Genomic DNA, 14,283 nt, shown 5'->3' on the forward strand with positions numbered 1-14,283 from the left:
TGGGAAAAATCCAGGTTCACCAAGTCATTTTCATGACTGATTTTTCACCGGAGGCTTTGGTCACTTGACCGCCCCTCTTATTAATTTGTGTTTTTGTATTTCCGCGCCTTAAACGACAGCGGTTGTCTCACCGAGGCGTTGCTGCAAGCCGTTCAACTGCTCCAGCAGGTCATCGATATCATTTGCTGCGCCATAGACGTAATGGTCCGGGCGTACGATAGCCGCACATACACCAATACGTTCAAACCAACCGTTCACAACGCCATCACGTTCGCGATAGCCTTTCGGAGGAGAATCTTGAACAGCCGTAGGCAAAATCGGCACAAGCTGCGCACCAATTAGACGGGCTACCTTGAGCAGAGCATCCACTGGCTGAACGCGCGTCGGGTCGAAGACGATACGCCACTCAGTTCCGCAGGCACGGTCCATCAATACATCGGCACCAGAAACCGAAATTCTAGGTTGAGGGAACAACGTGCCGTTCGCAGCGCTAGGAACCGGTGAAAGTAGCCCGCGGTCAAGCGAGGGAATGATGTTCTGTCGCGGCACCGTCTTGATAGTTCCGCCATCTGCAGCGATAAGGTGGGCGTCGCGTTGCCGAGCAGCTTCCGGGTCACGCTCGCAAATAAGCTTGCCGATATCCTTGATACGTCCGGTCAGCGCACGTACATGGGCACCGCGCTCCTCACCGTATGTGTGGAGCAAGCTCTCGTCAGCGTTACCTGTAATCACAAGTTTGAGCTTCCAAATTAAATTGACGACGTCCCGAACACCTTGGCACATGCCTTGCCCCAGAAAAGGCGGCTGCTGGTGAGCCGCATCGCCGGCGATGAACACACGTCCGTTATTCCATTCTTTCGCGACAAGCGCATGGAAGCGATAACTAGCCTGGCGCCAGAGAGTTGCATCGTCGGTAGAAATCCAGCGCTTCAGAACACTCCAAGCCCCCTCTTCGGTGGCCATGTATTTAGGGTCTTCCCCTTCCAACAGCGAGATTTCCCAACGGCGATGGTTCTTCGGACCAATCACGTAACTGCAGGGACGCTCTGGTTCACAGAACTGGACGCTAGTCACTGGAAGCTTGGCCAGACCTTTCTCGTTGACGAGCACGTCGACCACCAGCCAGGGTTCGTCAAAGTCTAGGTCTTCGAGCTCAATTCCGGCCGCATCCCTTACGCTACTCGAGGCCCCGTCACAGCCAATCAGATACTTCGAGGAAACGGCATGTTCTGTACCATTTTCGTCGCGCAAAGTTACAGTCACCGAGTTTGCATCCTGCTGCATGCTCTTGAATTCGATGCCCGTATGCACGTCAACGTTGGAGAGACTAGCTACTCGCTCGCGTAAAATTCTTTCTACAGGTGGTTGCGTGAACACCATCGACGGCGTGTAACCCATCGGGAAAGGCGGTTCAACAGCAGCTAGGCGCTTGATGAGCTCGCCGTCCGCGCCGTAATACTCGGAAGGAGTAAACGGCTCGATGTGCTCAGCTACGGCTTCTGCCACGCCCAGTTGCTGGAAAACACGCATGATTTCGTGGTCCAAAGCGATGGCGCGCGGCTTGTCATAGACGTGATGCAGACGGTCGATTACCAACACATTGAGGCCGGCTTGCCCCAGCAAAGCAGCAGCAACTGCTCCCGAAGGGCCAAAGCCGACTACGATAACGTCGTAGTTGGATTTCATTCTGTTCAACCTTCTGCGCCGATGGTGTTCACAAGCAAGCCGATATTTTCGACCTCGATTTCCACCTTATCACCATGCTTCATCCAGACCGGTGGGTTGCGCGCTTGGCCAACACCTGCTGGTGTGCCCATGATAAGAACATCACCTGGTTCGAGCGTCATGCATTCAGTCAGCAACGCGATGGTCTCAGCCACATTCCAAATCATGTCCTTAGTGTTTGCGTCCTGCATCACCTGGCCGTTCAGGCGACTTTGGATGCGCAGGCCTTCAGCGCCAGGCGGCAATTCATCTGCAGAAACCAGAACTGGCCCGAAACCGCCGGTTCTGTCGAAGTTTTTGCCGATAGTCCACTGAGGCGTCTTTTTTTGATAGTCGCGCACCGACATGTCGTTAAAGACGGAATAGCCGAATACGTAGGAAAGTGCCTGGTCTTGCGTCACGTGCTTTCCAGTGTTCTTACCAATCACTACCGCCACTTCGGCTTCATAGTCGAAGCGCTCGGATACCTTTGGCAGAATGGCAGTTTCTTGGTGCGCCAGCAGCGAAGTGCTAGAACGTAAGAAGAACCATGGATAGACCGGCTTGTCACGGCCACCTTCAGCTGCGTGGTCGTAGTAATTCAAACCGAGGCAAATTGTCTTTCCCGGTTCTGGAATCAATGGAGCGTAGGTGATTCCTGCCAACGGAACACGATGTCCAGCCTCTTTACCCATTAGTTCTTTAGCGACGGCAACCAGGTCAATGCCAGCGCGCAGCGCAGCACGCAAGTCAGATGGAACCTGCGGTGCAGCAGCATTTACATCAATGACTTGACTACCATCGACGAGACCCAGGCGATTGCCCTGTGATGTTTTGAACGTAACGAATTTCACTTATTTCTCCTGGTTTAATGTTCTGATAACTCGGCGCAATAACGCCTTGAACTTGTTCAGTTGCCCACGAAGCGAATCTGCTTCTGAGCCACCTTGATTTTTTCGGATGGTGGCGGCGAGATACCCCACTGGTCGACGCGCCCCGGAGGCCATTTCCAGTCATCGGGGCCACCCACGACGTACGTATCATCGACCTGCATCACTTCGGCCGTATATTCGATAACAAAATTCGAGGGGCCGATGAAATAGGCAAACGCATTGTCGCCAGGACCGTGACGCCCCACGCCCCATTCAATCGGATAGCCAGAGTCACGCATACGACCGCCACCGCGCATCACTGAATCGATATCCGGCATGACGAAGGCGATGTGATTAAGGGTATTCTCCTCTGCGTCCGCCAGCGCAATGCTGTGATGGTCTGCTCCACATCGCATGAACGCCATGATGCGTGTACGGTCCGAGAGCTTGAAGCCAAGTGCGCGTTCGTAGAACGATTGGGCGATGGCGACGTCCGCGCTGTTGAAGACAGTGTGAGTAATACGGATGGGAAAATCCTTGCGGCTTTCCACATCCCCATGCTTGTCGTCGCCGTACACAAAACGCAGAATCCGGCCTTGGGGGTCTTTTACGATGATGGCTCGTCCCCCACCAGGTTCGCTCACAGGCGTAATATCGCTGAGTAACTCTCCCCCTTCGTTCGGGACAGCTATAGCAATTTTTTTCAGGTCGTCCGCTTGGCGCACTTGGAAGGTGACAGAGCGCACATCTGCCACATCACTACGATGAATAGCCAGAATGTGATGCGCGGGCCCGGTGCCGCGCAGATAGACTGCGTCTAGTGTTCTCGCAGCCACTGACAGATGCCAAATCTCGGTGTAGAACTTCTCTGCTTCATCCAGGTTAGTGACGCCGATTGCGATACTCCGCAGTCCAGCCACTGGGGATACAGACATATGTGCTCCTTCGTTGCTAAATTAGATGAATGGTCAAATTGCCAGAAACGCCTTCGCGTTCAAATGAAGAATTCGTTCCCGTACGGCGTGGTCTCCAATCGCATCGAATAATCTTTCGACTGGCTTCTTATCGCGAAATACGAACGGATAGTCCGTGCCAATCATGATGCGGTCATCACCAAACATCTGCACCAGATGACGCAGCGTTGGCATGTCGAACACCAAGGCGTCGTAGTACATTTTTTGCGCCACGCTTCGGACAGGGGTGTTGATTGAATCAGCCAGCGCGGGGAAAACTTGTTGCGCCTGCTCCAACCTAGGCAGCAGGCTAGCCAAAGTGCCGCCACCATGGCTGAAAGCGATACGTAGCTTTGGATGGCGCTCAAGTAGGCCAGAGGTGATTACCGATGCTGCTGCCAGGCCAACGTCACTTGGATACGCCAATGCTTGTTGCAATTGCGGCGGTCCCACCAAACGTTCCATTCCAGAGGGCTTCACTGCGTGGACAAAAATCGACGCGCCCATATCGCTGGCCGCTTCAAAAAATGGTAAAAAGACCGGGTCACCAATCGGCTTTCCGTTGATATTGCTACCCAGTTCAACACCAGAAAAGCCAAGTGTCTCTTTCAAATGCCGCAACTCTTTAATGGCTAAGTCCACGTCTTGCAACGGCACCGCTCCTAGCGCCGCCATCCTTCCGCCGGCATATCCCACCATTTCCGCCAGCTGCTCGTTGATATATCGGAGCAACTGTTGCGCGGGTCGCGCGTCCATCCAATATGAAAGCAACTCCGGCATTGGTGAAATCACCTGAATTTTCATGGCTGTTTCGTCCATGTCAGCTATCCGCTTAGAGACGTCCCAGCAGCGGTCAGAAACAGTACGATAGACCTTTCCAGAAATCATCACATGGCGATGGCACTCATGTGCCGGAGCCATTGACGGCCAATTTGGCGGAACTATGCTGCCGAGATAGCTGGGAAAGGAATGTGGCACCACGTGCGCATGCACATCGATACCGCAGCTGCATTGCGTGTCAGCCATTTTTTACTCTGCCACACGCAGACCGCTGCGCTTTATACCCTCGATACAAATCGCTTCATCTTGGTCACCCGTATCACCGCTCGCACCTGCGGCACCAATGACATTGCCCGCATCGTCGAGAATAAGCACCGCTCCCACTTGCGGGATGAACTTCCCTTGACCGGCGGTAGCTAAAGCGGCAAAAAAAGACGGATTGTCGGCTGCCCGTTTCACTAAACCTCGGCTGTTTACGCTCATTGCGATTGCGGCGCCAGCTTTACCCTCTGCAATCTGCATACGGAATGCGGTAGCTCCATCCTCACGTTGTGCTGCTTTAGGCTGTCCTGCCGCATCTAGCACCACCACGCCCATCGGCTTGGTATTACGTGCGCGGGCTTCGGCCAGTGCAGCTTGAATAATTTGATTGGCCTGAGCGAGCGACAATTCGGGCATAACATCTCCATTAGTTTGTTTGCTGTTGGATGATTATATATACAAAAATAACAAACACAATAAAATATATATATTTTCTTATTTAATTTCGTTTTTGATAGATAACGCCGTGCATTGCTCGCAATACGTTATACTCGGTCATTCGCGTGAAACTTGCGTTCTGCCCCATTCCTATGCCCAAAACCCGTTCCGTAGTCGCTATTGACGAAAAGATGGTGCAAGCACCATCCGCTTCAGTCACCCCCTTGGCACCACCTGGGCTGTCGACCCTGGCCACTAATCTTTATGACCGGATGCGTACGGACCTGCTTGCAGGCAAGCTTGAACCAGGCCGCAAGTTACAAATTGAGTTTTTATCCGATTACTATCAGGCTGGTCCCACACCAGTGCGTGAAGCTCTGAACAGACTGACGTCTGATGGCTGGGTAGAAAGGCGTGACCAACGTGGATTTGTGGTGAAGAGCATCAGCGCTATCGACCTGGTGGAAATTACCAAGACCCGTTGCTGGTTAGAGGAGGTTGCCGTGCGAGAATCGATTGCAGCCTCTTCGGTGTCGTGGGAGGAAGAGCTAGTGCTTGCCTTCCACCGCTTGACTAAGACGCCGCGCTCTCTCGCCGATGACCACTATGAAGAAAACCTTGAGTGGGAGAAGTTGCATCGAGCATTCCACCGGGCCCTTATCGGCGGTTGCGGCTCACGGTGGCTCATCTCCTTCTGCGAGCAATTGGCAGACCAGCTTTACCGCTACCGACAACTTTCCGTGCGAAAAGTCTTCCCAAAGCGCCACGAGCAGTCTGAGCACAAAGACATTCTGGATGCAGCACTCGCGGGAGATGCCGATTCGGTCGTCAAGCTACTGACCTCGCATTATCGTGCCACTGCGGACATTATTCTCGAGGACTCGACCCTCTTCCCAAAGTGAGTTAAAAAAGGGCGCCATCAGGCGCCCGAAATGCTCCTCAAGCTCGTCTTAAAACGTCGAGACAATCCCCACAATCATCGACGAAACGTTTTTCCCCGCCGTGGTTGCAACTCCAGCGCCGCCAGCGTTATTGACGGTGAATGCCGCATTGGAATTGTTGCGAATTTGAGATACACCCGCGTACAAACCAGTTCGCTTGGAAAGCCGATAGTCGTAGCGCACTCCGTATGAGGTCGCGTTTCCGCTGCTACTGGACTGGCGTCGATATTGTCCCGCGCTCACGAGCAAGGTTCCTCCAGCCAGGTTGGGAATAGTCGCGTTGAGTTCGTAGAAGTTATTGTTCGGATTGGCGTAGGTACTCGATATGGCCGTGGCAGGGTCCGGGCTACCTCGGTGAATTTGATATAAAAGCGCTGGCTTGATAAAGCCAAAGTCGTAGGATGCAGCACCGAGATAGTATTTACCCAAGTTGACCGGCGCGGTGGTTGCAGTGCTGTTCGCATATTTCTGCTGCAGATAATCGAGGTCGACCGAGAAGGCACCGCTCTTAAAGTTCGCTCCTAAGGATGCGGTATCACCAAGTGTACGCGGGTCAGCCCCTTCCGTTCCGAAGGCATAGACCGCCCGGACAGTAACCCCACCCATATTCGGACTGACGTAACGGATGGAATTTGAAACCCGAGCTGTGGGTACGAACACGAAGTTGTTTGTCGCGTTACCCCACCCCAGTGTATTCAGCTCCCCCAAGGAGTAATTCACGTAAGTCGAAAACAGAGGCGTGTAATTCACACCTGCCTGTATTTGCCCCCAAGCTCCGCGCAAACCTACCCAAGACTCACGGTTGAAGAGAGCTCCATTGCCGGCAATACCACCAGTATCCAGGTTGAAGCCATTCTCCAATCGAAATACGGCGGCCATACCTCCGCCCAAATCCTCCGTTCCTTGGAAGCCGATGCGCGACGGCGCCACAGCGCTTGAATCCATGCGCGTGGTGGTTCCTGTGCCCGTATGTGCAGTCTGTATCGAGGCGTCGAGGACGCCATAGATGGTCACTGAACTTTGCGCAAATACCGGCGCCGAAACGGCGGGCAGCACGCAAGCGCACGCTACCAACGTATTCTTAATTTTCATTGAAGGTCTCCGAATGCCGCCTTGAATAGGCGGCGAGTTGTTATCGATTAATAATTTCTTATTCTTATTTAATCGATTATATTTCCCATAAATTAATTTTGTATATATTTTTCTTTTTAAATTGAATATATATTTATTATTACCTTGAAAAGGTAACAGCAAATCAAGCACCTCATATAAAAATCGGAGACCCTATGATTGTCAAAATACCAACTTTAACTATTAAAGCAAAAATGCGATGCTGCTTCTTGATGCTGGGGGCAATGTTCGTGTGTATTGCAACGCTGGCGATAGTGGCAAGTAGTCGGACACCAGACCAATCCGGTCAGCTCAACATGCTCCTGACAATCCTCGCCGGATTGGGGGTTATGCTCACTGCCTTGTGTGGGCGTGGTTTATATCGGGCGGTTCTGATACCCCTCGATAGAGCGATTGTCCAACTCGGGGCAATTTCCAAGGGAAATTTGGCGGAAGTAACCGCAACTGTTGGTGGACCAAAGCTCGCCCGCCTCGAGAAAGAGCTTTCGACTTTAAGAGAGAGCACAAAGGTACTCGTTGTGGGCATGACGCAAGCTGCCTCTACGGTCGGGGAGGTCGCAAAAGAGATTGCGCGCGAGAGCCAACAGCTTGCGGTGCGTACCAACACGCAGCTTGATTTTCTCCAGCAAACTTCCCAATCCTTCGACCAAATAACCTCAACTATCGCTCAGAGCGCTGACAACGCGAACAATGCCCAGACCAAAGTAAATGCCGCTTCGGAGGCAGCACTCGAGGGACTTGCGGCGATAACCGATGTAGCGAAAACGATGACTGCCATTGAGCAAAGCTCGCAGGAAATTGTGACCATTGTCAGCCTCATCGACTCCATCGCATTTCAAACAAATATTCTGGCTTTGAATGCTGCGGTCGAATCTGCGAGAGCTGGAGAACAAGGTAAAGGATTCTCGGTTGTAGCTAGCGAGGTCCGCACACTGGCTCAGCGCTCAGCTAACGCAGCACGCGAAGTCAAAATTCTGATAGAAAAGTCTGCAGCGAATGTATCGAACGGTAATCGATTAGTGAACAACGCTGCAGAACGCATGAACCGTATTGTCCGCTCCATCGGTGACGGGGCCGCAATAATGTCAGAAATTGCAGCGGCAAGTAGTGAACAGTCGACCGGCCTTGAACAGGCCAAGATGGCAATGTACAAAATCGACGAAATGGCACATCAGAACGCCGCACGAGTCGAAAAAAATGCCAATACGTCTCTACTGATGAATAGCCAAGTAGAGAGTCTGCTCACTATCGTGGCACCATTCCGCATCCAATGACGCCACTTCGCAGCGGATAGCTGAATATCCCGCAAGAAAACTTTAAATGCTCATGAGTCGACAGTCCGGGACTGTCAGCGCTTTCATCCAAAATGATTAAGCGCGCGGTGGTAATATTGCTCCCGCGCTGGGAGGCACAATGGATGAAGAAAAAACAAACGAAGTTGAAGTCGGCCAGATAATTTACGTATTTGCGTCACCAGGATTGGCCAAGGCATTTGAGACTTGCTTAAGCACCGGTACCGTGACCACTTGCAGGCTAGACCATCCGCCAATTGCGGTCTATCCGCCAGCAGATAAGGCGGCATCAACATAAGCACCGCCTAGACGTAAAATCAAAATAGAAAACATCTCGACATCTTTTTGATACCGGTCCACGGACTTACGGGAGGATTAATTCCTTGCCCCGCTTCTATTACTGCTCTCTTGTTATGCCTTCAGCTGAAGAAGGTAGCGCTCGAAGCAACACTCGTGCTCTATTTCAGCATCGGGCTTGCACTGACAATGGTCGCATCAGGAGCACTGGCCGCACTGAGCGTTAAGCATGTATCCAGGGGCTGGAGTAGATTCGGAATCTTTGCGCGTAACGCTCCATATCTGTCAGGGTTCGTTATCGTGCTGGTCGGCCCCCTCTCGACTACGCACAGTTAAGCAACAAACGGTTGACATTTGTTTCCGCGGAAACTATAGTTTCCATGTTTCCACGGAAACCTAATCATGAAAAAAGTCAATACTTCTAAAGTTAGCGCTCTCGATTCTCATCTTGGCTTCTGGTTGCGCTTTGTCTCTAATCAAGTTTCCAGCCGCTTCGAGAATATCTTGGCAGAGCACGACATCTCAGTGACGGAATGGGTAGCAATGCGGTCACTGTATGGTCGTTGTGATGCAACGCATGCAGAACTCATTAGTGCCCTAGGAATGACCAAGGGAGCCGCCTCTAAGGTTATATCGAAGCTTGAAAGCAAGGGATTTGCTGAGCGACAGCAAGCAAAAGACAGCTTACGAGAACAGGTACTGTCCCTTACAGCCATGGGAAACCAGTTAGTGCCAAAGTTGGCCACCCTTGCAGACGAAAACGATATTCATTTTTTCGGACATCTCACGAAGGCACAGCAAGAAACCTTAATGACGCTGATGCAAGAATTGGTCGTCCATCATCAGTTAAAACAAGTACCTACCAGATAACCCAACAATAGGAAATCAAATGGAACACGCTATCGAAGCCATAATCCGAGAAACGCTGAATGCATCTAACGAAGGACGTATTCACTTCGGCCAAGTTATCGGCACCCTTGTCAGTACAGGTGTTGAATCGTATTCGGTCGACTACCGAACTTGTCGAGCGACCTATTACATGCCGTGTGGAGAAACACTCGCGCTCGAACTAGGTCCGCAAAAAGTCGAAATTGCAGAGAAATTCTCAAGTTCCGGAATCAAGGCGGCAATTCTCGGAGCGCAACGTGGTGAAGTCATGTATCCCCAATTCAAACAACTATCACAAGCTGCGGGTTGTGTTGGCTATACCGTCTGGCTTGCGGGACGACACGTTAGCTATTTCGGTCGAAAAGGCGAAACTCACGTTGAGCATTTTCCAAATTAGTTGAAACGTACATCAGGTTTCCTTATGCAGCTAAAGTCAGTTTTCCTCGGCATCGTACTACCGACTCTTCTTCTCGGATTGTGAACGGTGCTAATGAAATTGAGCATGCGCGAAGGTTCGAGCACTGCGAACTATCTCGTCTCAGTCGGAGTGCCTGTTTTAGCAGTCGGTGTTGTAGGAAGCGTCATTGGCGCAGGTTGGGTAAGCCAACCGAGCGGCATTTTCTTCTCGGCATCCATGGGCTTGGTTTGGGCAAGTGCCATCAGCTCAATGGTCTATGCTATTTCAACGCTCAATATCCCTTTTTCAATTCTAGCCCCGTTGACTTATACCAATGCACTGGTTTCTATTGCCCTATCAGCGACTATTTTTGGCGAGTGGCAATCGCTGAACCTGCTAAAAGTTATCTCGGGAGCGGTGTTGATAGTCAGTGGGGCCAGCGTCGTAGGCACCACAAAGCTTTGAGGTTGAACAAAGCACCGACTCAACAATGACCGAATTAAAGTCCGCATCTGACCGATTGAGGACATCTCAATTCACCCGATGCCGACACACGTTCACCGACCAGTCGACTGTGGAATGGTCGATGGCCGCATGTACTGCCGAGCCGGCTAGTTCAGTAACGATACCGTGAGCGGCACGCTCGCCGTTCTTCGCGGATGTCCACAGTAGCATGTCGGTGACCAGGCCGTCCGCCCGTTGGGTGATGCGGCGCAGGATGAATCCGGGTTGCTGCTTGAGCCATGCATCCACGTCGGCATTAGCAGCGATGAAGTCCTTCATCGTCACGCTCTTGGCAAGGAAGAAGGTGGTAATTTCCATCGCCTCGGCCATTATTGGTCTCCGTGCTGCCAGCTCTTATAAACGAATTCCAGGCTGTAGCCATCCGGGTCCAGCACGTTGGCGGCGTAGTAGCGAGGGTCGTAGTATGCGCGTGCCGAAGGTTCGCCGTTGTTGATGGCCCCAGCGGCCATGGCGGCTGCGTACGCTGCGTTCACCTGTTCCTGACTGCGCGCCACGAAGCCAATATGCGCCGCACCGCCCGCAACCATGCCTTCGCGCAACCAGAAGAATATGCGGCCGTTGGCACCAAAACCTTTCAGGTCCGGGTGTCCCGGCGGGCCATCCTTGCCGTCGTAGTCATGTCGATTGGTGATGCCCAACGGCGCCAGCACGGCAGCGTAAAAGGCAATTGAGCGGTCGATGTCGCTTACCGATAGAAATACGTGGTCCAGCATGACTTTCTCCTGTTTCGAATCAGATAATGTAACCGCCGGCGACTTCAATGGATTGCGCATTTATCCAGCCACCATCCTGCGTGAGTAGTGTCGCGATTACACGCGCAACGTCCTCTGGCTCGCCAACCCGTCCCAACGCGGTCTGGGATGCCAGCAGAGCTTCAAATTCTTCATTCAGACCACCGCCGAGTTCTGTCCGAACAGCACCTGGAGCGACCGCATTGACGCGAATACGTCGCTCACCAAATTCCTTGGCCATGTATCTGCTCAGGACCTCGAGTCCCCCCTTGAAGGCAGCGTAGGGTGCCACCCCGGGAGTAGCAACACGCGACGTCGCACTGGTCAAATTGACGATGCTGGCCCCCTCCATCATCAGCGGCAACAACGCCTGTGTAAGGAAGAACGGCCCCTTCAGGTGAACATTCATCAGGCCGTCGAACTGCGCTTCGGTAACGGAGTCGATAGGATTGAACAAGCCGTAGCCGGCATTGTTCACCAGTCCAGCAAGCTGCGTAACATCCCAGACGTTAGACAAAGTGCGCTCAACAGCACTGCGAAAACTGGCGAAGCTGTGCGAATCGCCGACATCGAGTCTGAGGGCGGTAGCGACGCCACCATCTTCAACAATTTGTCGAACCACCTCCTCAGCCTTAGCTTGCTGATTGTTGTAGGTGAGGATAACGCCCAGGCCGCGGCGCGCGCATTCCCGGGCGGTACTGGCACCGATTCCGCGACTGCCACCAGTGATGACGACGATGTTCATGAGAAGCTCCGAGTAGTTAATTAGAGCCTCTACGATAGCGAAGCACATGGAATTCAGCCTGCCGGTTTACGCCTCAATCCTGCCTATTCCTGCTTTTCGATTGCCAATAAAGTTCAAGATGAGGTTTAATCTCAACATGGAAAATCAGTTGAACGAGCTTCGCGCCCTTACTGCCCTCGCCCAAAACCGCCGCACCGAGACCGGCATACCGCGCGTCGCCATGGTTCAGGGCGTCATCCCCGAGCATCAGTTGGCGGCTGTCTACGACCCCATGGTTAACTTGATTCTCAGAGGTGGCAAGACCCTGACTGTCGGAGGACGCAGCTTGCACTACGACCCAGCAACCTATTTCGTCATGTCCGTGGATTTGCCGGCGGCCGGTGTCGTGCATCCCGCCGACACAGGCGAGCCTTATCTGGCAGTCAGTTTGACCTTGGATGCCAACATTATCTCGAATTTGCTCGAAAACCTGCCCAATACTGCCCAACGCTTGAATAAGGCAGCTGGATTCTCGGTGGCAGCGGTGACGCCCGAGCTGCTGGATGCCTGGGTCAGGATGCTCCGTCTCATGCGCCATCCGGCCGACATACCTGCGTTGGCGCCAGTGTACGAGCGTGAAATTCTTTATCGGGTATTACAGGGCCCCATGGGATGGATGCTGCGCGATATTGCGTTGCCGGACACGGCCCTGGCCAAGGTCAACCTGAGCATTCAGCAGATTCGCCGCCAGTATGCGGAGCCGTTGCGCGTGGAACAACTGGCCAACAGTGCTGCCATGAGCGCCTCCGCGTTCCATCGGCATTTCAAAGCTGTGACGGCGTTAAGTCCGTTGCAATATCAAAAGAAAGTTCGCTTGCTCCAAGCACGGACCTTGCTCGTGTCGGCGGGCTACAGTGTCACTGCCGCTGCGTATGAGGTCGGCTACCAGAGTTCAACGCAGTTCAGCAGGGAGTATTCGCGCGAATTTGGTCGACCGCCTGGGCTGGATGCCACAAGAATCACAAATGAAATGAGGTCGTAGCTGTCGATGTTACGGATGGCAGCTTCTGGCCGAGAACGGACTATTCCGACTTCATGAAAGCAAGGCGTTTTTCCACACAGCGTCAAACTCTTCCTGTTGTATCGGAGAGGCTTCAAACTGTCCATCCTGATTGATATCCAAGATAAGCGGGATGGTTCTTCACTGAGCCTGGTATTCCCTGTTGACCTAGAACCATCGGAAAAATCATGATGGCCGTTGCGATAGACTTTACCTTGCGGAGTTCATTGCGCTTTTCATCGAGCTCGCTGTATAGCATCACAGGCTCCGATTCGAAATCGTGTCGCCAGTCACCTTTATGTACTGTTCCAACAAAGCCCCCCTGAATATTGGCATAGCCGGTTTGACGTAAGCGTCCGCGCTTGGCCGAGGCCGGAAGCTGACATGATGACTGTTATTCAAGGCCAATTGTCTGCGGTAGCTCTCGAACAAAATCCGAACGTTCGCCATAACTAGGTGCGAGGTCTCGGATTTGATTAGCCAGGTTTAGCTGTATTGGTCCTGGCGCTCGTTGTAGTTGAGCTGCAAGCGCTTCCATCTGAGAAACCGCCACATCTTCATTCATATGCGAATCGTCCGTAAACTCAAGGAAGATAAACATATCGATTATTGACCGCAATATATGTTCGTCGAGCATCTGGTTCTGAGAAATTGTTCGTATATGGTAGGCAGCGGACAGCAATTGTATGGTCCGCTACTGGCCGGCACCTGACAGCTATCGATGGCATGCAGCTTCGAGGTTGCATAATAAGTCCCCGGGAGAAACATCGTATCCGGTTGCTCGTTCGCCTGACCAGTTCAAGCCTGCCAATAGACCATCGCTCTCCAAACCAGGAATCCAGCGAGCGCAAAACTCCTCCAGACTGATTGCAACGGCCTTAAAACCACCATATGCCGAGACGTTCTTCACGACTAAAGTCGCTCTGGATTCAGACGACCAAAACGGCATTGCCCGGCCGCTGCTGGTTGATTTTGGCGCAGGAAAACCTGCAGCGTCTCTTATTGTCCAAATTACCTTCGACGCCGCGACCTCGGAATAGAACGCTGTTGCGTGAGCTGATGAAAACCCCATTTTTTACATTTTCGTCAATAATTGAACGGCCGTTCTTGGCCGGAAGCTGACCTTAATCTTTCCCGAATCCTGAACGGACGTTTCTCCAGATGAGCGCTGAAAATCGAAAATGATTGCAAAAATTGCTTTAACTGAAGCCTCAATTTTGCAGCCGCTTCTCTATTGCTTTGACTCTTGCTGCTCTTCTCGCTTCAGCGCCCGAACTTCCTTGAACAAC

18 protein-coding genes and 1 pseudogene are annotated in these 14,283 nt (G+C 52.4%); 8 read left to right on the forward strand and 11 right to left on the reverse strand.

Annotation, left to right across the window (positions count from 1 at the left end):
• Window positions 1-108: 108 nt before the first annotated feature.
• Genes PQR63_RS15380 through PQR63_RS15400 form a run of 5 tightly spaced genes read right to left on the reverse strand, consistent with a single transcriptional unit; the run spans window position 109 to window position 4,987 of the window.
• Window positions 109-1,686 (reverse strand): bifunctional 3-(3-hydroxy-phenyl)propionate/3-hydroxycinnamic acid hydroxylase, encoded by a 1,578-nt coding sequence (locus PQR63_RS15380; protein WP_408168870.1) that lies wholly within the window; start codon window positions 1,684-1,686, stop codon window positions 109-111.
• A gap of 5 nt (window positions 1,687-1,691) precedes the next feature.
• The gene (locus PQR63_RS15385; RefSeq protein WP_408168871.1) at window positions 1,692-2,558 is read right to left on the reverse strand and encodes a fumarylacetoacetate hydrolase family protein; all 867 of its coding nucleotides are present in this window, start codon (window positions 2,556-2,558) and stop codon (window positions 1,692-1,694) included.
• Between the two features lie 56 nt (window positions 2,559-2,614).
• A complete protein-coding gene (locus PQR63_RS15390; protein WP_408168872.1) occupies window positions 2,615-3,511 on the reverse strand; it encodes a VOC family protein in 897 nt (298 codons plus the stop codon).
• A 33-nt stretch (window positions 3,512-3,544) separates the two neighbouring features.
• Entirely contained in the window at window positions 3,545-4,555 is a 1,011-nt protein-coding gene (locus tag PQR63_RS15395; protein ID WP_408168873.1) for an amidohydrolase family protein, read from the reverse strand.
• Window positions 4,556-4,558: 3 nt separating this feature from the next.
• The gene (locus tag PQR63_RS15400) at window positions 4,559-4,987 is read right to left on the reverse strand and encodes a GlcG/HbpS family heme-binding protein (protein WP_408168874.1); all 429 of its coding nucleotides are present in this window, start codon (window positions 4,985-4,987) and stop codon (window positions 4,559-4,561) included.
• Window positions 4,988-5,199: 212 nt separating this feature from the next.
• On the opposite strand from PQR63_RS15400, the gene PQR63_RS15405 reads away from it, so the two are divergent.
• A complete protein-coding gene (locus PQR63_RS15405) occupies window positions 5,200-5,910 on the forward strand; it encodes a GntR family transcriptional regulator (RefSeq protein ID WP_408168875.1) in 711 nt (236 codons plus the stop codon).
• Window positions 5,911-5,958: 48 nt separating this feature from the next.
• Here PQR63_RS15405 and PQR63_RS15410 read toward each other — a convergent pair whose 3' ends face one another.
• The gene (locus PQR63_RS15410; protein WP_408168876.1) at window positions 5,959-7,203 is read right to left on the reverse strand and encodes a porin; all 1,245 of its coding nucleotides are present in this window, start codon (window positions 7,201-7,203) and stop codon (window positions 5,959-5,961) included.
• 32 nt (window positions 7,204-7,235) lie between these two features.
• On the opposite strand from PQR63_RS15410, the gene PQR63_RS15415 reads away from it, so the two are divergent.
• The 6 genes and pseudogenes from PQR63_RS15415 (at window position 7,236) to PQR63_RS15440 (ending at window position 10,419) form a co-directional block, all read left to right on the forward strand.
• Window positions 7,236-8,354 (forward strand): methyl-accepting chemotaxis protein, encoded by a 1,119-nt coding sequence (locus PQR63_RS15415; RefSeq protein ID WP_408168877.1) that lies wholly within the window; start codon window positions 7,236-7,238, stop codon window positions 8,352-8,354.
• Window positions 8,355-8,493: 139 nt separating this feature from the next.
• Window positions 8,494-8,670 carry a hypothetical protein gene (locus tag PQR63_RS15420; protein ID WP_408168878.1) on the forward strand — a complete coding sequence of 59 codons (177 nt, stop codon included), beginning with the start codon at window positions 8,494-8,496 and terminating at the stop codon, window positions 8,668-8,670.
• 50 nt (window positions 8,671-8,720) lie between these two features.
• A pseudogene (locus tag PQR63_RS15425) lies at window positions 8,721-9,005 on the forward strand (HoxN/HupN/NixA family nickel/cobalt transporter); the annotation flags it as partial.
• Between the two features lie 66 nt (window positions 9,006-9,071).
• Window positions 9,072-9,539, forward strand: coding sequence for a MarR family winged helix-turn-helix transcriptional regulator (locus PQR63_RS15430; RefSeq protein WP_408168879.1), 468 nt, complete (start codon window positions 9,072-9,074; stop codon window positions 9,537-9,539).
• A 19-nt stretch (window positions 9,540-9,558) separates the two neighbouring features.
• Window positions 9,559-9,954, forward strand: a complete 396-nt coding sequence (locus PQR63_RS15435) for a DUF1398 domain-containing protein (RefSeq protein WP_408168880.1) — start codon at window positions 9,559-9,561, stop codon at window positions 9,952-9,954.
• 105 nt (window positions 9,955-10,059) lie between these two features.
• Window positions 10,060-10,419, forward strand: a complete 360-nt coding sequence (locus PQR63_RS15440) for a hypothetical protein (protein ID WP_408168881.1) — start codon at window positions 10,060-10,062, stop codon at window positions 10,417-10,419.
• Between the two features lie 66 nt (window positions 10,420-10,485).
• Here PQR63_RS15440 and PQR63_RS15445 read toward each other — a convergent pair whose 3' ends face one another.
• The 3 genes from PQR63_RS15445 to PQR63_RS15455 are packed head-to-tail and all read right to left on the reverse strand — an operon-like array spanning window position 10,486 to window position 11,955.
• Entirely contained in the window at window positions 10,486-10,776 is a 291-nt protein-coding gene (locus PQR63_RS15445) for a hypothetical protein (protein WP_408168882.1), read from the reverse strand.
• Between the two features lie 11 nt (window positions 10,777-10,787).
• Complete coding sequence (locus PQR63_RS15450) at window positions 10,788-11,192, reverse strand: VOC family protein (RefSeq protein WP_408168883.1); 405 nt, start codon at window positions 11,190-11,192, stop codon at window positions 10,788-10,790.
• A 19-nt stretch (window positions 11,193-11,211) separates the two neighbouring features.
• A complete protein-coding gene (locus tag PQR63_RS15455; RefSeq protein WP_408168884.1) occupies window positions 11,212-11,955 on the reverse strand; it encodes an SDR family NAD(P)-dependent oxidoreductase in 744 nt (247 codons plus the stop codon).
• Window positions 11,956-12,001: 46 nt separating this feature from the next.
• Between PQR63_RS15455 and PQR63_RS15460 the strand changes: the two genes are divergently transcribed.
• Entirely contained in the window at window positions 12,002-12,976 is a 975-nt protein-coding gene (locus PQR63_RS15460; RefSeq protein ID WP_408168885.1) for an AraC family transcriptional regulator, read from the forward strand.
• Between the two features lie 112 nt (window positions 12,977-13,088).
• On the opposite strand, the gene PQR63_RS15465 is transcribed toward PQR63_RS15460, so the two are convergent.
• Both PQR63_RS15465 and PQR63_RS15470 read right to left on the reverse strand, forming a co-directional pair.
• Window positions 13,089-13,322, reverse strand: coding sequence for a DUF6881 domain-containing protein (locus PQR63_RS15465; RefSeq protein ID WP_408168894.1), 234 nt, complete (start codon window positions 13,320-13,322; stop codon window positions 13,089-13,091).
• 387 nt (window positions 13,323-13,709) lie between these two features.
• The gene (locus tag PQR63_RS15470; protein WP_408168886.1) at window positions 13,710-14,066 is read right to left on the reverse strand and encodes a DUF2750 domain-containing protein; all 357 of its coding nucleotides are present in this window, start codon (window positions 14,064-14,066) and stop codon (window positions 13,710-13,712) included.
• Between the last annotated feature and the right edge of the window lie 217 nt (window positions 14,067-14,283).

It is taken from the genome of Herbaspirillum rhizosphaerae (assembly GCF_046025915.1).
Classification (GTDB): Bacteria; Pseudomonadota; Gammaproteobacteria; order Burkholderiales; family Burkholderiaceae_D; genus Herbaspirillum; species Herbaspirillum rhizosphaerae_A.